Source organism: Pseudomonas sp. Tn43 (assembly GCF_014192635.1).
GTDB lineage: Bacteria > Pseudomonadota > Gammaproteobacteria > Pseudomonadales > Pseudomonadaceae > Aquipseudomonas.
The window spans coordinates 523,290-543,294 of the sequence record NZ_JACHYG010000003.1 but is presented as its reverse complement, the minus strand read 5'-3'; the positions used below and the strand labels follow the sequence as shown (position 1 = coordinate 543,294).

Below are 20,005 nucleotides of genomic sequence, written 5' to 3'. Positions count from 1 at the left end.
GGCAATAATGTTTTGCTTTTGTCCTGATTATTCATCGTATGTCGCTGTATTACACTCCTTGTCTCGTTTTTATTCACTGGAGAGTCAGCATGATCAAGTCGCGCGCCGCCGTTGCCTTCGAGGCCAAGAAACCCCTCGAGATCGTTGAAGTCGATGTCGCCATGCCCAAGGCTGGGGAAGTTCTGCTGCGCGTCGTCGCCTCCGGTGTCTGCCATACCGATGCCTACACCCTCTCGGGCGCTGACCCGGAAGGCATCTTCCCGTCGATCCTGGGTCATGAAGGTGGCGCGGTGGTCGAAGCGATTGGCGAGGGCGTGACTTCGGTCGCGGTCGGCGACCATGTGATCCCGCTGTACACCCCGGAATGCGGCAAGTGCAAATTCTGTCTGTCGGGCAAAACCAACCTCTGCCAGGCCATTCGTGCGACCCAGGGTAAAGGCCTGATGCCGGATGGCACTTCGCGTTTTTCCTACAAGGGCGAAACGATTTTCCACTACATGGGCACCTCGACTTTCTCCGAGTACACCGTGCTACCGGAAATCTCCGTCGCCAAAATTCCTAAAGAAGCACCCTTGGAAAAAGTCTGCCTGCTGGGTTGTGGCGTCACCACGGGCATCGGCGCGGTCATCAACACCGCCAAGGTCAAACCGGGTGACACTGTTGCCATTTTCGGTCTGGGCGGCATCGGTCTGTCGGCTGTGATTGGCGCGGTCAAAGCCAAGGCAGGGCGGATCATCGCCATTGACATCAACCCGGCCAAGTTCGAGATCGCCAGGCAATTGGGCGCGACCGATTGTGTAAACCCGAAAGACTTCGATCGTCCGATTCAGGAAGTGATCGTTGACATGACCGATGGCGGCGTCGACTTTTCCTTCGAGTGCATTGGCAACGTCCAGTTGATGCGTGCTGCGCTCGAGTGCTGCCACAAGGGATGGGGTGAGTCGGTGATCATCGGTGTTGCAGGCGCCGGTCAGGAGATCTCCACCCGGCCGTTCCAGCTGGTAACCGGTCGCGTGTGGCGCGGTTCGGCGTTCGGTGGCGTGCGTGGGCGCACCGAATTGCCAAGCTATGTCGAAATGGCCCAGACCGGCGAAATCCCGCTGGATACCTTCATCACCCACACGATGGGACTGGAAGATATCAACAAGGCGTTTGACCTGATGCATGAAGGCAAAAGCATCCGTACTGTCATCCATTTCTAAAGGAGCAGCAGAAAGCTTCAAGCCGCAAGCTGCAAGTGAGCTCGACGCCCACTTGCAGCTCGAAGCTTGAAGCTTGCAGCTGAAAAGCCCATGAGCCTGGAAAATATCTCCTGTCAGAAAAGCTTCGGCGGCTGGCACAAGCGCTATCGGCACCGCTCCGACGTGCTCGGCTGCGACATGGTGTTTGCCGTGTACCTGCCGCCGCAAGCGGAGCAGGGCGGCAAACTGCCGGTGTTGTACTGGTTGTCTGGCCTGACCTGCACCGACGAAAACTTCATGCAAAAGGCCGGCGCCATGCGCATGGCCGCCGAACTGGGTCTGATCATCGTCGCGCCGGATACCAGCCCGCGCGGCCCCGATGTGCCGGGTGATCCGGAGGGGGCCTGGGACTTCGGTCTCGGAGCCGGGTTTTATCTGAATGCTACGCAGGAACCTTGGTCCCGCCACTATCGGATGCATGACTATGTCGTGCAGGAATTGCCGTCATTGGTCGAAGCGCATTTTCCGGCATCGGACAAGCGTGGCATCAGCGGTCACTCCATGGGTGGCCACGGTGCGTTGGTCTGCGCGTTGCGTAATCCAGGGCGTTATCTGTCGGTGTCGGCGTTCTCGCCGATCAACAATCCGATTGATTGCCCTTGGGGGCAGAAAGCCTTTTCCCGTTACCTGGGCGAAGACCGTTCGAAGTGGCGCGAGTGGGATGCTTGTGTGTTGATCGCCGAGGCGGACGAGCAATTGCCACTGCTGGTCGATCAAGGTGATCGCGATGATTTCCTGGCTACCCAGCTCAAGCCTGACGCTTTGCAGCAGGCCGCCAAACTGGCGGGTCACCCGCTGACGTTGCGTCTGCAACCGGGCTACGACCATAGTTATTTCTTCATCGCCAGCTTCATTGACGACCACCTGCAACATCATGCGCGCGCTCTAGGTGGGACGCTCAGTTAGTTTCCCTACCGCGCCGGGGAAACTAATTGGGAGCACCCCCTCGCCTAATGCAGGTAGAATCACGCCCTGACAAAAATCGGGGCGTTTTTTTATGCGTATTGGCCACGGCTATGATGTGCACCGTTTCGCTGAAGGCGATTTCATCACTCTGGGCGGCGTGCGGATTGCACACAGCTTCGGGCTGCTCGCCCATTCCGACGGCGACGTCCTGCTGCACGCCTTGAGCGACGCGTTGCTCGGCGCTGCTGCGCTGGGTGATATCGGCAAGCACTTCCCGGACACCGACCCGCAATTCAAGGGTGCCGACAGTCGCGTACTGTTGCGTCACGTCGTCGCACTGGTCCATGCCAAAGGCTGGAAAGTCGGCAACGTGGATAACACCATCGTCGCCCAGGCGCCGAAAATGGCCCCCCATATCGAATCGATGCGCGCGCTGATTGCCGCGGATCTTCAAGTTGAGTTGGATCAAGTGAACGTGAAAGCTACCACCACCGAAAAGCTTGGCTTTGTCGGTCGCGAAGAGGGCATTGCGGTGCACTCCATTGCCCTGTTGTTGCGCGCATGAACGAAGCGCAATTGCTGGGCCCGCGGGCCTATGGTGAAGCCCTGGGCAGCGCGGTACTGAAAGCCACGGCGGAAGATTTCCAGGTCGATGAAGTCCTTGATATTCCTTTGAGCGGCGATGGCGAACACCTGTGGATCTGGGTGGAAAAGCGCGGACTGAATACTGAGGAAGCGGCACGGCGCATCGCCAAGGCGGCGGGTGTGCCATTGCGCACCGTCAGTTATGCCGGCCTCAAGGACCGCCAGGCCCTGACGCGCCAGTGGTTCAGCGTGCAACTGCCGGGCAAGGCCGACCCTGATCTGTCGCCGGCGGAAAACGACACGTTGAAAATCCTCAAGACCGGTCGGCATAAACGCAAACTGCAACGCGGTGCCCACTCGGCCAACGGCTTTACCTTGCGCTTGACCCAGTTCACCGGTGACAAGGCGGCGATCGACGCGCGTCTGCAACTGATCGCCAAGCAAGGTATTCCCAATTATTTCGGCGCCCAGCGTTTCGGCTTTGATGGCGGCAACGTCGTCGACGCTCGTGCCTGGGCGGCGCGCAAAGCCCTGCCGGAGCAACGCAATGTGCGTTCGCGGCTGCTTTCCGCTGCGCGCAGTTTTCTGTTCAATCAAGTGTTGGCGGCGCGCGTCGCCGATGACACCTGGCAGCATGCGCAGGTGGGCGATCTGCTGGCGTTCACTGACAGCCGCAGTTTTTTTCCGGCCGGTGAAGCCGAATGCAACGACCCGCGCTTGGCGATTCTCGACCTGCACCCGACCGGCCCGCAGTGGGGCGAAGGTGACTCGCCGACGTCAGGCGCTGTCCATGAATTGGAACAGGCAATCGCCGCGCGCGAAGCGGATTTGCGCGATTGGTTGATTAACGCCGGAATGAGCCACGAACGTCGCATCCTGCGGCTGCCCATTGGTGGGTTGACGTGGCATTATCCCGAGCCTGACATTCTGCAACTGGAATTCGTCCTGCCGGCCGGATGCTTCGCCACCGTATTGGTGCGTGAACTCGTCGATCTGGTGCCGGTGGGGCAGACGGACAGCCCATGCGTATTCTGATTTCTAACGACGATGGGGTAGCCGCACCCGGTCTCGCCGCGCTTTATGCTGCGCTGGCGGATTACACCGAATGTGTGGTTATCGCCCCGGACCAGGACAAAAGCGGCGCCAGCAGCTCACTGACGCTCGACCGTCCGTTGCACCCGCAAACCCTGGCCAACGGCTTTATCAGCCTTAACGGCACACCCACCGACTGCGTGCACCTGGGCCTTAACGGCTTACTGGAGCTTGAGCCGGACATGGTAGTGTCCGGCATCAACCTGGGGGCCAACCTGGGGGATGACGTGCTGTATTCCGGCACTGTGGCGGCGGCCCTCGAAGGGCGCTTCCTTGGGCGTCCTTCGTTTGCCTTTTCATTCGTCTCACGACAAGTAGAGAACCTTCCCACAGCCGCTTATTTTGCGCGCAAGCTGGTAGAGGCTCACGCGGACCTTGATCTGCCACCGCGCACGGTACTGAACGTGAACATTCCCAATTTGCCGCTGGAGCACATCCGCGGTATCCAGTTGACCCGCCTTGGCCATCGCGCCCGCGCTGCGGCACCGATGAAAGTGGTCGACCCGCGGGGCAAATCCGGTTACTGGATCGCCGCGGCCGGGGATGCGGAAGATGGTGGCCCGGGTACCGATTTCCATGCGGTGATGCAAGGCTATGTTTCGATCACGCCACTGCAACTGGATCGCACCTTTAATGATGCCTTCAGAAGTCTGGATGGCTGGCTGGAGGGGCTGCGTTAATGGCTCGTGACCAAGACCACATTCTGCATCGCGGTATCGGAATGACCTCGCAACGGACCCGCGAACGTTTGATTCAGCGCCTCTATGAAGAAGGTATCTCCAACGCCAAGGTGCTGGAAGTCATCCGCCGCACGCCGCGTCACCTGTTCGTCGATGAGGCGTTGTCTCATCGAGCCTATGAGGATACGGCGCTACCGATCGGTCATAACCAGACCATCTCGCAGCCTTATATGGTGGCGCGCATGAGCGAGTTGCTGCTGGAAGCCGGTCCGTTGGACAAGGTCCTGGAAATCGGCACCGGTTCGGGTTACCAGACGGCGGTCCTGTCGCAATTGGTCGAACGGGTTTTTTCCGTGGAGCGCATCAAGGTTCTGCAAGACCGGGCCAAGGAGCGTCTGCTGGAACTGAACCTGCGCAACGTGGTATTTCGCTGGGGCGATGGTTGGGAAGGCTGGCCGGCATTGGCACCTTACAACGGCATCATCGTGACCGCCGTGGCCACCGATGTGCCTCAGGCATTGCTCGATCAGTTGGCACCGGGTGGGCGACTGGTCATTCCGGTCGGCTCTGGTGAAGTTCAACAATTGATGTTGATCATCCGGGAGGAGCAGGGCTTTTCCAGGCGTGTTCTGGGGGCAGTGCGCTTTGTCCCGTTGCTCAACGGGCCATTGGCCTGAGCATTTGTTTCAACGCGCTGAATTCTCTTCGATTGCCCGGGTCTTACAGCGGCATCGATTAGTTAAACGCAATTCATCTTCAGGCAGCAAACGTGTGCGCGAAGCGAATCCGCTTCATTAAAGTTAAAGCCTGTTTGGCCCGTTATACTTGCGACATTTCGTGCCGGAGCACGGCAATCCATATTTCAGCCACCACAAAGGGAGCGGCGGGTGAGTCTCACAGTCATTGCGCAGCGAATGGGTATAACGAGCTTTCAGCGTCTGGTGACTGGCCTTGTCTTGAGTACCTTGCTGGTCGGATGTTCCAGCACCAAATCAGGTAGTGCGAGCGTCGTCGATCGCAACAAGGCGGTCGCCCAGCGTCCGGTCGTGACCACTGGCCAATACGTTGTCCGACCCAAGGACACGTTGTTCTCCATCGCTTTTCGCTACGGTTGGGACTACAAAGCCCTCGCAGCACGGAACAACATTCCTACGCCTTACACGATCCATCCGGGTCAGATAATTCGCTTCGATGGTCGCACCGGTACAACGCCGACGGCGGTGGTCAGTTCGTCCAGTTCTTCGCCTTCGTCATCGAGTAAAACCACCGTCATTCGGCGTCAGGCAAATGGCGCGACGACTACCACAACGGTGCTTGCACCGTCCGTCGCCAACAAGCCGGCACCTGCTCCACTGCCTCCTGCCGGTCCGGCCCCGACGGGCTGGGGGTGGCCTTCTAATGGCATTCTGATTGGAAAATTCTCTTCAAACGGTAGTTTGAATAAAGGAATTGATATCGCCGGAGATTTGGGACAGCCTGTTTTAGCTGCGTCTGATGGGACGGTGGTATACGCCGGGAGTGGCTTAAGGGGCTACGGCGAATTAGTCATCATCAAACACAGCGACACCTACGTCAGTGCCTACGGACATAACCGCAGGCTGTTGGTTCGGGAGGGGCAGCAGGTCAAGGTCGGACAGACAATTGCCGAAATGGGGTCAACGGGTACAGACCGGGTGAAACTGCATTTTGAGATTCGCCGACAAGGTAAACCTGTAGATCCGCTGCAATTCCTGCCACGTCGTTGATTTGTTAGCCAGCCTGTTCCGTCACGTAGAGGGAACAGGCTCCAGCGTTGCCAGGGATCAAGGCGCCGCTCGAGCTTGAGGTCGAACTCACCAAAGGACTATAACAATGGCTCTCAGTAAAGAAGTGCCGGAGTTTGACATCGACGATGAGGTTCTCCTGATGGAGACCGGCATCGCCACGGATTCGATGTCGAATGATGAAGGGGATGCATCACCTTCCGTTCGTGCAAAATCCAAACACTCCGCTTCGCTTAAGCAACACAAGTACATCGATTACACACGGGCACTCGATGCCACTCAGCTGTACCTCAACGAAATCGGCTTTTCCCCATTGCTGTCCCCGGAAGAAGAAGTTCATTTTGCGCGCTTGTCGCAAAGTGGCGATCCGGCCGGACGCAAGCGCATGATTGAAAGCAACCTGCGGCTGGTAGTGAAAATCGCCCGTCGTTACGTCAATCGTGGGCTGTCGCTGCTGGACCTGATCGAAGAGGGCAACCTCGGCCTGATCCGGGCTGTAGAAAAGTTCGATCCTGAACGCGGTTTCCGCTTTTCGACCTACGCCACCTGGTGGATTCGTCAGACCATCGAGCGCGCGATCATGAATCAGACCCGGACCATCCGGTTGCCGATTCATGTGGTCAAAGAGCTCAACGTGTACTTGCGGGCTGCACGGGAGCTGACGCAAAAGCTCGATCATGAACCCTCACCCGAAGAAATCGCCAACCTGCTGGAGAAACCGGTAGGCGAAGTCAAGCGCATGCTTGGCCTGAACGAGCGGGTTTCTTCGGTCGACGTCTCGCTGGGTCCGGATTCGGATAAAACCCTGTTGGACACCCTTACCGACGACCGCCCCACCGACCCGTGCGAACTGTTGCAGGATGACGACCTGTCACAAAGCATCGATCAATGGCTCTCGGAGCTGACCGACAAGCAACGCGAGGTGGTCATTCGGCGCTTCGGCTTGCGAGGTCACGAGAGCAGCACGCTTGAAGACGTAGGCCTGGAAATCGGCTTGACCCGGGAGCGGGTCAGACAAATTCAGGTTGAAGGTCTTAAGCGTCTTCGGGAGATTCTCGAGAAAAACGGCCTGTCGAGTGAGTCGTTGTTCCAATAAGCGACTCGATCAGCAGGAAACAAAAGCCCCGACTGGTTTGGGGTTTTTTGTTGCCTGAAACATGGGAGGTGAGTTGCCCCCGACATCACCTCGGGTTTGTAGTCTTGTTCTGTAAGTCTTTGCTTACTCTTTCGTAAGTGTTCGTTATTTTTACACGCTGGCAGTTGTCTATTTGATTTGTGATATTTTTTTATATTATTGATTTATATAGGTATTTTTTTAGATTAACGGCGTGTGACAGGCGCTTTCAGCGACAGCGGCCGATTGCTCTTGATGGGGAATTCTCTAGTATCTGAACTGTGTCGACGGATAGACACGCCCTTTAAGGAAGAGGGGAACGGACATCGCAGGAAGCGATTCATCAGGACGATGAAAAGGAACACAAGGAATAGGGAAAAAATGTGGGCGGGTCATACCGCCCCTTTTTTGTCTGCGATTTCTTGAGCACCAACAAACAAAAAGGCCCGTAAGGGCCTTTTCGATGAATGCAGAAAGGATCAGCGTTCGAGGTCTGCAATCTTGCCTGGCTTGCCATCCCACTCTTCGGCGTCCGGCAGGGCATCTTTCCTCTCGGTGATGTTCGGCCAGATATCCGCCAGCTCGGCGTTCAGCTCGATGAAGTTCTCCATGCCGGCCGGCACTTCGTCCTCCGAGAAGATGGCTTGTGCCGGGCATTCTGGTTCGCACAGGGCGCAGTCGATGCACTCATCCGGGTGAATCACCAGGAAGTTCGGGCCTTCGTAAAAGCAGTCCACCGGACAGACTTCTACGCAGTCGGTGTACTTGCACTTGATGCAGTTGTCGGTGACGACGAAGGTCATTTCTAATTTTCTCCTCAGGCGGCGGCAGCGGAGCCCCTTCACGTTGGGGTCGCCAGGTTTGGGAGCGATAGTCTGCAGGTCAGGCTATTGGCCTGCAGCATCCCAAACCGCGCGAGATTCTAACAGCTTGCACGCAAGTGCGTTAGATCCGTGTCTTTAGTGTATAGAGCATTTCGAGTGCACGACGCGGTGACATGTCGTCCAGATCCAGTTTGGCCAGTTCATCCAGCACCGGATGTGGCAGGCTGGCGAACATGTCGCTCTGCTGCGGCGTGACCGGTTTGCCTTTGGCAGGCGTGGGAACTTCATGAGGCAGCGCTGTGGATTCCAGTCGGCTCAGATGTTCGCGAGCCCGCACGATCACTTCGCTCGGTACGCCGGCCAACTGCGCAACCGCCAGGCCGTAACTCTGGCTGGCAGGCCCAGGCAACACGTGGTGCAGGAACACGATGCGTTCGTTGTGTTCGGTGGCATTGAGGTGCACGTTGGCCACCAGGGGCTGGGCTTCCGGCAGCACTGTCAGCTCGAAATAGTGAGTAGCGAACAGGGTGTAGGCCCGTAGGTGTGCCAGACGCTCAGCCGCCGCCCACGCCAGGGACAGACCGTCGAAAGTGCTGGTGCCGCGACCGACTTCGTCCATCAGCACCAGGCTGCGTTCGGTGGCGTTGTGCAGAATGTTCGCGGTTTCGCTCATTTCAACCATGAAGGTCGAACGACCGCCCGCCAAGTCATCGCTGGAGCCGATCCGGGTGAAGATTCGGTCTACCAGAGACAATTCGCAACTGGCCGCCGGGACGAAGCTGCCGATATGCGCCAGCAACACGATCAACGCGGTCTGGCGCATGTAGGTGGATTTACCGCCCATGTTCGGACCGGTAATCACCAGCATGCGGGTATTGTCGTCAAGGCTCAGGTCGTTGGCCACGAACGGCGTGGTGAGTACTTGCTCGACCACCGGGTGACGACCCTGGGTGATGCGCATGCACGGCTCGCTGACAAAACGCGGGCAGTTCAGGTCCAGGTTCAGTGCGCGCTCGGCGAGGTTGCTCAGTACGTCCAGTTCGGCCAGGGCGGCGGCCGTGTCTTGCAAAGGCGGCAACTGAGCGATCAGGTCTTCGAGCAATGCTTCGTAGAGCATTTTCTCGCGAGCCAGGGCGCGGCTCTTGGCAGACAGCGCCTTGTCTTCGAAGGCCTTGAGTTCCGGCGTGATGAAACGCTCGGCACCTTTGAGGGTCTGCCGCCGAATATAGTCCGCGGGCGCCGATTCGGCCTGCTTGCTCGGCAACTCGATGAAGTAGCCGTGAATCCGGTTGTAGCCGACCTTCAAGTGCGACAGGCCGGTGCGGGCCTTCTCACGCGCTTCGAGATCGATCAGGAACTGCCCGGCGTTTTCGCTGAGCGATTGCAGTTCGTCGAGTTCGCTGTCGTAACCGGTTTTCAATACACCGCCGTCACGGATGACGGCGGGCGGGTTGTCGATAATGGCTTTTTCCAGCAGCGCCGCCAGTTCCGGATAGGTGCTGGTGGTGACCGCCAGTTGGATGATGTGCGGGGCTTCAAGCTCGGTCATCGCTACCTGCAACTCTGGCAACGCCCCAAGGGCATCGCGCAGACGCGCCAAGTCACGAGGACGGGCATTGCGCAAGCCGATCCGCGCCAGAATCCGCTCGATGTCACCGATTTCCTTGAGCTGCGGTTGCAGTTTTTCGAAGCGGTAACCGTCGAGCAAGCAAGAGATCGAACTCTGACGTGCCAGCAATACGCTCAGATCCCGCAGCGGACGGTTCAGCCAGCGAGTCAGCAAGCGGCTGCCCATGGCGGTCTGGCAGCGATCAACCACCGATTGCAAGGTGTTGTCGCGACCGCCGGCCAGGTTGGTGTCCAGTTCCAGGTTGCGACGGCTCGCACCATCGAGCACCACGGTGTCGTCCAGGCGTTCATGACGCAGGCTGCGCAAATGCGGCAGGGCGGTGCGTTGGGTTTCCTTGGCATAGCTGAGCAGGCAACCGGCGGCACCGATTGCCAGCGTCAGGTTCTCGCAGCCGAAACCTTTCAGGTCCTGGGTGGAAAACTGCTGGCAAAGACTTTTCAGCGCCGAGTCACGCTCGAAATCCCACGGCGCACGGCGCCGAACCCCACGACGTTTTTCCGCTGGCAGGTCTTTCGGCCAATCGTCCGGGATCATCAGCTCTACCGGATTGACCCGCTCCAGTTCCGCCAGCAGGTTTTCCCAGCCCTTGATTTCCAGCACGGTGAAGTTGCCGCTGGTGATGTCCAGCACCGCCAGCCCGAACAGGCGCTCGTCGCCCAGCACCGCTGCGATCAGGTTGTCCCGGCGCTCATCCAGCAGCGCTTCATCGCTGACGGTGCCGGGGGTGATGATTCGCACCACCTGGCGATCCACCGGCCCTTTGCTGGTGGCCGGGTCGCCGACCTGCTCACAAATCACCACCGACTCGCCGAGCTTCACCAGTTTCGCCAGATAACCTTCCGCGGCGTGGTAAGGAATCCCACACATCGGAATCGCCTGCCCCGCCGATTGCCCACGAGCCGTCAGGGTGATGTCCAGTAACTTGGCGGCCTTCTTCGCGTCTTCATAGAAGATCTCGTAGAAGTCACCCATGCGGTAGAACATCAATTGATCAGGGTGCTGGTTCTTCAGGCGCCAGTACTGCTGCATCATCGGGGTGTGGCTGGATAAATCTGAAATTGCTTTATTCATCAGTGGCTTATGGATAAATATCAAAGTCTTGGGCGGAAATGGGCGTTTCGATTCGCAAATTGCGACTCTATAGCTCGCGGGGTCAGCACATGACGCAAGGTTAACATGCCTGGTGATTGTGAGTCGGGAGCCGGCAGTATGATGCCTGAGCATTTGCGCTTGTGGCGGCGTCTCGACGGGATTGCGAAAATAGCGGGGCGAGCGGCAGAGGTGCCTGGATCGAACCTAAGCGGTGTATCATGCTGCGCGATCTTTTTTAATTACTCCTTTAAACATTGAAGTGAACTTTAAATGGATTTTTATCCCTGTTTCCTATCCGTGGTTTTCGTCGTGCGCAATCAAGCGCTCTCGATCGAGAAAATCCTCACGGATGCTGCGTCTGTTATCGGCCAGATTGTCAGTGATTATGAACTGATCATCGTCGACAACGCCTCGGATGACGACAGTATTGCCGTCATGAAACGTTTGGCCGGTGAACAGGGACTGGCCAATCTGCAGGTGTATGCCCTGACCCAGGAAGTGGACACCGATGCGGCCTCTTGGGTCGGAATGGAGAATGCGCTAGGGGATTTCGTGGCGGTAATCGATCCGTTGGCGGATGACATCGGCTTCTTGCCTGAAATGCTGGATCAGGCGGTCAGAGGTGCCGATGTGGTGTTTGCCAACAATGAGCAGAAACCGCTTCAGAGTCTGGCGTACCGCTGGGCGTTCACGCTGTTTCATGGGCTTTATAACTGGTTCAACGGTGTGCACCTCGCCAAAGAGGCCCCGTTCTACCGAATCCTCAGTAAAAGTGTGATCAATTTCATTCTTCAGCACCCGCAGCCGACGGTCACTTATCGTCACTTGCCCGCTACGGGCGGGTTTTCCCGTGCCTACCTGAGTTATAGCTCGATGCCCAAAGCGTGCCCGAAAAAACGCTTGGGTGAGAGCATCGACCGTGGGATGCGCCTGCTGGTCTCGACCACCCGAGCGCCGATGCGTCTGGTAACCACGCTGTCGCTGTTCGGGGCCTTGGCCAATCTGGTCTATTGCGTTTATGTCGTCGCTGTCGGCCTGCTGAAAACCGATGTAGCGCCGGGCTGGATCAGCGTTTCGTTGCAGCAGTCAGGGATGTTTTTCCTTATTTCCCTGGTGCTACTGGTGTTGGGCGAGTACATCCTGAACATGGCCAGTCTGTCAAACGAAGGGCCCAGATACCATGTGGGTCAGGAGTTCACCAGTGCGCGCATGACTCGTCTGGAGAAACTGAATATTGAAGAGGTGAGCTCAAAGCCGGCCACGATCGTCAGTGACAGGGTTTCCTGATGCAGAACCGGCATCCCGATCAGGATGTGGTGGTGATCGGCGGCGGGTTTTACGGCGCTGTCATCGCTGTTTACCTGGCCAGACAACGTGGCCTCAAGCGCGTAGTACTCGTAGAGCGGGAACCGCAGTTAATGACGCGCGCCTCCTATAATAATCAGGCGCGGGTGCATAACGGTTTTCACTACCCGCGTAGCTTTACCACGGCCTATCGCAGCCGGGTCAATTTGCCCCGCTTTGTCCGCGACTGGCCAGAGGCGGTCAAGACTGATCTCACCAAGCTCTATGCCATCGCCCGCCGCAACTCGAAATGCACGGCTCGGCAGTTCGAACGGTTTTGCCGGAATATCGGTGCCGAGATCCAGGTAGCGGACCCAGGTTTGCATGCACTGTTTGATCCCCGACTGATCGAAGAAGTGTTTCTGGTCGAGGAATACGCGTTCGACAGTACGAAACTGGCCGCCTGGGCTGAGCGTGAGCTCAGCGAGAGCGGAGTGCAGATTCGTTATCAGACTCGAGTGACGGCGATTTCGAGATCGACTGACGCAGCGCTGAACGTTACGGTCCAGAGACGCGACGGCATCCTGGAGCAGTTGTCCAGCCGGTATGTATTCAACTGCAGTTACAGTGGCCTCAATCAGTTGACTGGAGATTTCCCCGGCGTCAGCACCGGTCTGAAGCAGGAGATCACCGAGATGGCACTGATGCAGATGCCTCCGGCTCTGGACGACTTGGGGGTAACAGTGATGGATGGGCCATTTTTTTCGATGATGCCATTCCCGGCTCGCGGTCTGCATACACTGTCCCATGTCCGCTATACCCCGCATTTGCACTGGAATGACCAGCAGGGTCTCGATCCCTATCAAAAACTGTCGCAATACGACCGTGTCAGCCGTGTGGATCGGATGATTCGCGACGTCGGCCGGTACATCCCGGCGATGCTCGATGCGCGCTATGTGGAGTCGCTGTTCGAAATCAAGACAGTGCTGGTGAAGAATGAGAGTGACGATGGTCGGCCCATTTTGTTTGAGAAACATGCCGAGCTGCCGGGTTGTTATTCGGTATTGGGCGGAAAAATCGACAATGTTTACGATGTTCTGGAAAAGCTCGATTCAGAAGAATTTCCAACGAGTCAGCCGGGGAACAGCCAGGAGCAATAAATGAACAATGCATTGATAGGTTTCTCGGGTTTTGTGGGAGGGACGCTACTCAAGCAAGCGCAGTTCGAGTCGCTTTATCGTTCGACCAACATCGCCGATATTGAAGGGCAATCGTTCGATACGGTGGTATGCGCTGGTGCACCTGCGCAAAAGTGGATCGCCAACCGTGAACCGGAAGCCGATCGATTGAAAATCGAAGGTTTGATCGCTCACCTGAGGACACTCACCTGTCGCCGGTTCATCCTCATCAGCACAGTCGATGTGTTCAAGAAAGCGGTGGACGTCGATGAAGACACTCCCGTGGATGAGACCGAGTTGCACGCTTATGGTTTGCACCGTCGTTTGCTGGAGAAGTTCGTCGAGGCGCATTTCCCCGAGCACCTGATCGTTCGCCTCCCAGGGCTGGTAGGCCCGGGCCTGCGCAAGAACGTGATCTTCGACTTCTTGAACGACAACAATCTGCAGGCGATCGATAGCCGTGGTGTGTTTCAGTTCTATCCGATGGTCAATCTCTGGTATGACATCCAATTGGCACTGCACGCTGGACTGAAGCTGGTACATCTCACCGCAGCGCCGATCAGCGTGGCGGATGTTTCGCTGGGCGGGTTCGGTCAGACGTTCGACACCACATTGGGTAACCCGATCGGGTTCTACGACATGCAAACGCGCCATGCGTCGGTATTTGGGGCATCCGGTCGCTATCAGTACAGTACCCGTGAAACCCTGCAGGCGGTCAGGGCCTATGCGCAATCCGAGCCACGTGCGGTCGTGAATCCATGAGGCTGGCAATTTCCAACATCGCTTGGGACGTCGCTGAAGATCAAGCGGTGGCTGAATTGCTGCAACGCTATGGCGTCGATGCCATTGATATTGCGCCAGGCAAATACTTCCCCGTGCCAACAGATGCTAGCGCCCAAGACATCGCGCGGGTCAAAGGCTGGTGGGCTGAGCGGGGGATCGAAATCACCGGCATGCAATCATTGCTGTTTGGCACCACCGGGCTGAACGTGTTTGGCTCTAATGAAAGTCAGGCCGCGTTGTTGCGACACCTGAGCGCGATCTGCCGGATTGCCGGGGAGCTGGGGGCCACGCGCCTGGTGTTCGGTTCGCCGAAAAATCGCGATCGAACCGGCCTGAATGATCAGCAGGCTCTGGACGCAGCAGTGAGGTTTTTCCGCAAGTTGGGCGATGTCGCCCAAGCCAATGGTGTCTTCATTTGCCTGGAACCGAACCCGGTCTGCTACGGCGCGAACTTCATGACCACCAGTCCTGAAACTGCGCATGTGGTGCGCCAGGTTGCTCATCCCGCCATCCGAATGCAATTGGATACCGGTGCGCTGGCCATCAATGAGGAAAACCCTCTGGCGCTGTTGGAAGATAGTGCCGAGCTGATCGGCCATGTGCATGCCAGTGAACCGAACCTGGTGCCGTTGGGTGACGGTGGCACCGAACACGGGAGTATGAGTGCTGCCGTGCAGTGCTATCTGCCGGAGCATGTGGTGTCCATCGAAATGGTCGCCACTGCCAACGAGCCGCATATCGTCTCGATTGAACGTGCGTTGGCCAAAGCCATTCAGTTCTACTGCGTTCGAGATGAGGGGAGGGTTCAATGAAGTGGATGATTCTGATCCTGGGCATCTTGTCCAACGCGTCGGCCAGTGTGCTGATCAAGATTGCCATGACGCCGCCTCGTCGGTTTCCGTCGTCTGCCGATCCGATGAGCGCGTTGAACAACTGGCCGTTCTGGCTGGGACTGGGTCTTTACGGCACGGCGTTCCTGCTCTATGCCGCGGCACTCGCTCGCCTGCCACTGAACGTTGCACACCCGGTGTTGACGGCGGGCGCAGTGGCGGCCGTCGCACTGTCCTCCATCCTTATTTTTCGTGAGCCCTTCCACTGGACGACAGGGGCAGGGATTTTATTGGTAATTTCCGGCGTAGCGCTGATTACGGCGCGCGTGGCCTGATGGAACACAAAATTATGTCTTCTGTAATTGACCCTGTCGTGCGCAGCACCTGGCAGGTACCTGCCTTTGATAAACCGCTGTGGCTGGGCCGTCAGCATGCCTTTTGCGTGGTCATTCCGCTGATCAACGAAGGTGACCGGATCAAGAACCTGTTGGCCAGGATGGCTGCACTGGGCATCGCCTCCCACGCCGACATCATTATTGTCGATGGTGGCAGCACCGATGGCTCTCTGGTGCTGGATGCGTTGCAACAGGTCGGTGTTCGTGGCCTGCTGGTCAAGACCGGCCCAGGCAAGCTCAGTGCACAATTGCGCTGTGCCTATGCATTTGCGATGGATCAGGGTTATGAAGGTGTTGTCACCATCGATGGTAACGACAAGGACGATCCTGATGCCATCCCGCGTTTTATCGAGGCTCTCCAGCAGGGTGTCGACTTTGTCCAGGCCTCGCGCTTCGTGGACGGTGGCGTCGCGGAAAACACCCCTGCATCGCGGGACTTTGCAATTCGCTTCATCCACGCACCGATGTTGAGTCTGACTTCCGGTTTCAAATGGACCGACACCACCCAGGGATTCCGCGCATACAGCCGAAAGCTGTTGCTGGACCCGAAGGTAGCAATTTTTCGTGATGTGTTCATGACTTACGAGTTGCTGGCGTATCTGTCTTATCGCGCGCCAAAACTGGGTTACCGCTGCGTGGAGTTGCCGACGGTGCGGCGCTACCCCAAAGGCGAGGTACCGACGAAGATCAGCACCTTCAAGGGCAATCTGTCGGTGTTGGAGATACTGTTTAAGGCGTGTCGGGGGCAGTTCAACCCGCGGTGAGACCCACCAGTAACGGCGCCGGGTGGCGCCGTTACCAGCCATGCTTATTTTTCCAGCAGAGTCGCAGAGCAATATTGGGCATCGACTCGGGTGACTTTGTAGACATGGCCGCCGGGTATGTCGAACACGGAAGCATTGCGCTTCCAGAACTCTTCCGACGAGTTGTCGGCATACACATAATCAAACCTGCACAGCCTTTTGCGGAAAAGGTTGAGTCTGTCTTGGATCTCACTGTCACTCTGATGGATAAAGTATGTCTGGTTATACGACATGTATCTCAAAGGCAGCGTTTTTTGCCGGAACATGAAATACCCGAAGCTCGAGTCTTTCCCGTCGATGTATAAAATAAGTTCGGTGCCGGTTGCGTATTTTTTCAATTGTGCAGCTTTGATCCGGTATTCCTCGTTCAGGGGAACAGACGGTCTTTTGCTCTGAACAAAAATCGATTCCATAGGCGGAGCAACGACATAACTCAACGCTGCCATGGCAATCGCAATCAAAAGGCCGCGCACGATCGAGAGGTTTTCCCTTGCCACTAGGAACAGTAAGAGGAATGTAGCGAAGAACACGACAAGGAAGTATCGAGAAAAAGATTGGACATCGTTGAACCAACCCGAGGCTACTGTCACATAAGCCAGGAAAAACAAGTAACCGACGCCTGTCAATAATAGAAGCGCGAATGCCAGCGCCGCTGATTTTTTATCAGTCTTTGTGCTGAAATTCACCAGCCACCCAAAACCGGTCATCAGGCAAATAAACTCCCACAGCGGTATGCCTGGAGTCAAAATCGCCAATGGATAGGCGGGAGCAAGGAAGTTTGCGTGGGGGAACAGGTTCGTCAGGACATGGTGAATGCCCGATGCCGTATTGCTGACGAACCCTGGGCCCATGAACAGCACTGAAGGCCCTCGAAATTTTATTACCATGTCATAGGCCGCTACATAAATCTCCCATGAGGCATAGATCGCTACCGCCGGAACAAAGAGCACACAGCCCTTGATCAACGTGGATTTGAGGTCTTGTTTGGCGATCAAGTAACGGTTGGCGACGAAGTAGGCGCAGACGAAAACCGCCAGAATGATGCCGACATGTTTGAGCAATACCAGACCAGCAACCGAAAATAACGTGATCCAGAAGCTCTCATTGTCGGTCTCGCGCGCGAACCGTAGGGCGCACAGGAATAGGAGTGCCTGCAGCGGATCGACCAGAAGCGTCAGCACCAGGGACTGGAAAAGAGCCAGGTAGGTAAAGAATATGACGAGTAGAGTGACCAGCCACTTGCTGACGGATTGTGAATAGGCAACGCAGTACAGGCACGCCAGACTGAACAGCCAAGTCATGAAGTAGGACGCGCTCACGCCGCTACCGTCCAATAGCGTGGTGGCGAAGTACCTCAGTAGCGTGATGCCGGGAATATAGTTTGGAAACACCAGTGATTCTTTGGCCATCGGCAAATTGCCGGTGATGGATAAAAACTCGACTTCCGCTCCCCAATGCGAGAACTCGTCCCAGACCCAATATTCCGCGCCCCAGGAAATAATCAGTGCGATGGCAAAGAAAATGGCGAGTTCGACGGCCTGACGCAGTAATGCGAAGCGCCCCTCGCCACCCTTGAGCAATCTCCACAATGAGAGGCCGCCGCCAATCACCGCACAGGCGATCACGACTTTGATCCCGACCCCCAGTTGTTGCACGCAACCGAATACATAAAGAACAATCATCGTGAAAATCAGCGAGATGATGTGTTCGGTGTGGTACCTGGAAATAAATAGCCTCGAGACGAAGGCGCTAAGTCCCAAAAAAACAAAATACGCAACTAATACCTGTGTCACCCTTTTCTCCTGCCTGGAAGGTGCGATCAACCTCTGAAACCGTTGTTGGGCTCAGAGCCAAATTAAGTGATAGCGCCGGGATACTAACTTAAACGCTCAAGAAATTCAGGGTGAATCCTCCAAGGTTGGGAGTGGTTCCAGGCCGTTCAAGATTTTGCTGCTAAATCATCGTCCACAAAAAAGCCCCGGATCGTAAGATTCGGGGGCTTTCTCGTTTTGCGTAGGGTGCAAAATCGGTCAAGGATTAGGAAGTGTGCTTGTCAGACTTTTCGCGGCGGGCGCAAGCATGGGCGATCCGCACCTCGCAGGCATGAATGCCTCCGATGTACGTTCCATGTTCGTATTATGCGAATCAGCATTTGTCTTCCGAAAAAAGATCAAGCACTATGCGCGTTATGCAAAAACGCAATGTTTCTACTGTCTTAAGAGCGCTGCTCGATCAGCACGGGATCTCCCCCACGGAGCTTCACCGTCGCACCGGCGTGCCTCAATCCACTCTCTCGCGGATCCTCAGCGGGAAGATCGTCGATCCTTCGGATAAACATATTTCGAAAATTGCCGACTACTTTGCCGTGAGCACCGACCAGTTGCGTGGCCGTGCGGATGTCGCGCAGGCCGCCAGCGTTGGGCGCGATGAGTCGCATTCGGAACTCAAGGACATAAGCCTGTGGGACGACGATACGCCAGTCGATGACGACGAGGTGTCGGTCCCCTTTCTTCGCGAGGTTGAATTGGCTGCTGGATCAGGAAGATTCGTCATCGAAGAGAGTGAGCGCTCTAGCCTGCGCTTCGGCAAGCGCAGCCTGCGCCACAATGGTGTGCAATTCGACCAGGCCAAATGCGTGACCGTGCGCGGCAACAGCATGTTGCCGGTGTTGCGCGATGGCGCCACGGTCGGGGTGAATGCCGGTAAATGCGGGATTGGCGACATCATTGACGGCGACCTGTACGCCATCAATCACAACGGCCAGTTGCGGGTGAAACAGCTTTATCGCCTGCCGACAGGGATTCGCCTGCGCAGCTTCAACCGCGATGAGCATCCGGACGAGGACTACAGCTTCCAGGAAATCCAGGAAGAGCAGATTGTCATCCTCGGTCATGTCTTCTGGTGGGGCATGTACGCCCGTTAACCTCACCGCTGTCAGATAAAACCCGCTTTTCGGCGGGTTTTTTTTCGCCTGTCAAAAACCGCCAACGCCTTTGCTTGCGGGGCTTTCATGCGTCTGTGCATTACCAGTGCATAAATAAATGCATTTGTGCATTGATTGTATATGCATCCATGCATATTCTTTGTCTCAAGCGGCCCAACAAGGCGGCTCGAAACGAAGCTCTTTAGTTCCACCACAAAGGCAGCGATGAACCGGCCTCAACGGTTCAGAGGGTTGGCAACTGGCCCGGGTGTGCAGCGTAAAGCACCACAAGCAGTTATCCGGCGGGCAGGGACCGCGGTCGGAAAAACAATTTGAATGGACTCGTACCGCGCCAGTAGCGCCGAAAGGTCAGCTTCCTTTTTTGAACACAGGATTAAAGGAAGGCGAAGGACCGCATTACTGAAAAGCCTGGGCAACCGGGCTTTTTGGAATGCCGACCTCAAGAGACATCGCTTGATCCCAACACACATCACTCATCAATCACCCCCAGGAGGCGTGACATGACAAACGAGCAACAAGCGTTGCTGGACATGCCGATCTGGCTGGTCATCGTTCTCGCCCTGGTGGGCGGGGTGTCCGGCGAAATGTGGCGCGCCGACAAGGAGGGCGCCCGTGGCTGGTCGCTGCTGCGACGCCTGGCGCTGCGCTCCGGGGCCTGCATGATCTGCGGGGTCTCGGCCATCATGCTGCTGTACGCCGCCGGCATGTCGATCTGGGCGGCTGGGGCGTTCGGTTGTCTGACGGCGATGGCTGGAGCGGATGTCGCCATCGGCCTTTATGAGCGCTGGGCGGCCAAGCGGATTGGCGTTTGCGAAGTGCCGCCGCCAGATACCCGCCAGGATCACTGAATACAAAGCCCAA

At 56.8% G+C, this 20,005-nt stretch carries 19 protein-coding genes; 16 read left to right on the top strand and 3 right to left on the bottom strand.

Annotation, left to right across the window (positions count from 1 at the left end):
- Positions 1–89: 89 nt before the first annotated feature.
- The 8 genes from FHW68_RS11115 (at position 90) to rpoS (ending at position 7,363) form a co-directional block, all read left to right on the top strand.
- The gene (locus FHW68_RS11115; RefSeq protein ID WP_095054145.1) at positions 90–1,202 is read left to right on the top strand and encodes an S-(hydroxymethyl)glutathione dehydrogenase/class III alcohol dehydrogenase; all 1,113 of its coding nucleotides are present in this window, start codon (positions 90–92) and stop codon (positions 1,200–1,202) included.
- 90 nt (positions 1,203–1,292) lie between these two features.
- On the top strand, positions 1,293–2,147 hold the full coding sequence (gene fghA / locus FHW68_RS11110; protein ID WP_095631655.1) for an S-formylglutathione hydrolase: 855 nt from the start codon (positions 1,293–1,295) through the stop codon (positions 2,145–2,147).
- 91 nt (positions 2,148–2,238) lie between these two features.
- Positions 2,239–2,712: a 2-C-methyl-D-erythritol 2,4-cyclodiphosphate synthase gene (ispF, locus tag FHW68_RS11105; protein ID WP_095631654.1), complete on the top strand. Its 474-nt coding sequence runs from the start codon at positions 2,239–2,241 to the stop codon at positions 2,710–2,712.
- Positions 2,709–3,767, top strand: a complete 1,059-nt coding sequence (truD, locus tag FHW68_RS11100) for a tRNA pseudouridine(13) synthase TruD (protein ID WP_095631653.1) — start codon at positions 2,709–2,711, stop codon at positions 3,765–3,767. Before ispF ends, truD begins: the two co-directional genes overlap by 4 nt.
- On the top strand, positions 3,755–4,504 hold the full coding sequence (surE, locus tag FHW68_RS11095; protein ID WP_095631652.1) for a 5'/3'-nucleotidase SurE: 750 nt from the start codon (positions 3,755–3,757) through the stop codon (positions 4,502–4,504). The genes truD and surE overlap by 13 nt, the downstream gene beginning before the upstream one ends.
- A 41-nt stretch (positions 4,505–4,545) precedes the next feature.
- Entirely contained in the window at positions 4,546–5,181 is a 636-nt protein-coding gene (locus tag FHW68_RS11090; RefSeq protein ID WP_177409319.1) for a protein-L-isoaspartate(D-aspartate) O-methyltransferase, read from the top strand.
- A gap of 210 nt (positions 5,182–5,391) precedes the next feature.
- Positions 5,392–6,249, top strand: a complete 858-nt coding sequence (locus FHW68_RS11085; RefSeq protein WP_095631650.1) for a peptidoglycan DD-metalloendopeptidase family protein — start codon at positions 5,392–5,394, stop codon at positions 6,247–6,249.
- A 106-nt stretch (positions 6,250–6,355) separates the two neighbouring features.
- Positions 6,356–7,363, top strand: a complete 1,008-nt coding sequence (gene rpoS, locus FHW68_RS11080) for an RNA polymerase sigma factor RpoS (protein ID WP_095631649.1) — start codon at positions 6,356–6,358, stop codon at positions 7,361–7,363.
- Positions 7,364–7,860: 497 nt separating this feature from the next.
- Here rpoS and fdxA read toward each other — a convergent pair whose 3' ends face one another.
- Both fdxA and mutS read right to left on the bottom strand, forming a co-directional pair.
- Positions 7,861–8,184 carry a ferredoxin FdxA gene (fdxA, locus tag FHW68_RS11075; protein WP_095631648.1) on the bottom strand — a complete coding sequence of 108 codons (324 nt, stop codon included), beginning with the start codon at positions 8,182–8,184 and terminating at the stop codon, positions 7,861–7,863.
- A 142-nt stretch (positions 8,185–8,326) separates the two neighbouring features.
- Positions 8,327–10,894, bottom strand: a complete 2,568-nt coding sequence (gene mutS / locus FHW68_RS11070) for a DNA mismatch repair protein MutS (protein WP_183680489.1) — start codon at positions 10,892–10,894, stop codon at positions 8,327–8,329.
- A gap of 303 nt (positions 10,895–11,197) precedes the next feature.
- On the opposite strand from mutS, the gene FHW68_RS11065 reads away from it, so the two are divergent.
- From FHW68_RS11065 to FHW68_RS11040, 6 genes are read left to right on the top strand one after another with little or no spacing between them, the layout of a single operon-like run.
- Entirely contained in the window at positions 11,198–12,214 is a 1,017-nt protein-coding gene (locus FHW68_RS11065; protein WP_183680406.1) for a glycosyltransferase, read from the top strand.
- On the top strand, positions 12,214–13,371 hold the full coding sequence (locus FHW68_RS11060; RefSeq protein WP_183680404.1) for an FAD-binding oxidoreductase: 1,158 nt from the start codon (positions 12,214–12,216) through the stop codon (positions 13,369–13,371). Before FHW68_RS11065 ends, FHW68_RS11060 begins: the two co-directional genes overlap by 1 nt.
- Positions 13,372–14,151 carry an NAD(P)-dependent oxidoreductase gene (locus FHW68_RS11055; RefSeq protein ID WP_183680402.1) on the top strand — a complete coding sequence of 260 codons (780 nt, stop codon included), beginning with the start codon at positions 13,372–13,374 and terminating at the stop codon, positions 14,149–14,151.
- Positions 14,148–14,984 carry a sugar phosphate isomerase/epimerase gene (locus FHW68_RS11050; RefSeq protein WP_183680401.1) on the top strand — a complete coding sequence of 279 codons (837 nt, stop codon included), beginning with the start codon at positions 14,148–14,150 and terminating at the stop codon, positions 14,982–14,984. The genes FHW68_RS11055 and FHW68_RS11050 overlap by 4 nt, the downstream gene beginning before the upstream one ends.
- Positions 14,981–15,337, top strand: coding sequence for an SMR family transporter (locus FHW68_RS11045; RefSeq protein ID WP_183680399.1), 357 nt, complete (start codon positions 14,981–14,983; stop codon positions 15,335–15,337). Before FHW68_RS11050 ends, FHW68_RS11045 begins: the two co-directional genes overlap by 4 nt.
- A 14-nt stretch (positions 15,338–15,351) precedes the next feature.
- On the top strand, positions 15,352–16,161 hold the full coding sequence (locus FHW68_RS11040) for a glycosyltransferase family 2 protein (protein WP_183680397.1): 810 nt from the start codon (positions 15,352–15,354) through the stop codon (positions 16,159–16,161).
- A 44-nt stretch (positions 16,162–16,205) separates the two neighbouring features.
- Here FHW68_RS11040 and FHW68_RS11035 read toward each other — a convergent pair whose 3' ends face one another.
- Entirely contained in the window at positions 16,206–17,993 is a 1,788-nt protein-coding gene (locus tag FHW68_RS11035; protein WP_183680396.1) for a hypothetical protein, read from the bottom strand.
- 395 nt (positions 17,994–18,388) lie between these two features.
- Between FHW68_RS11035 and FHW68_RS11030 the strand changes: the two genes are divergently transcribed.
- Entirely contained in the window at positions 18,389–19,123 is a 735-nt protein-coding gene (locus FHW68_RS11030) for an XRE family transcriptional regulator (protein WP_183680487.1), read from the top strand.
- A 521-nt stretch (positions 19,124–19,644) separates the two neighbouring features.
- Positions 19,645–19,992, top strand: a complete 348-nt coding sequence (locus FHW68_RS11025) for a phage holin family protein (protein WP_095631646.1) — start codon at positions 19,645–19,647, stop codon at positions 19,990–19,992.
- Positions 19,993–20,005: the final 13 nt, after the last annotated feature.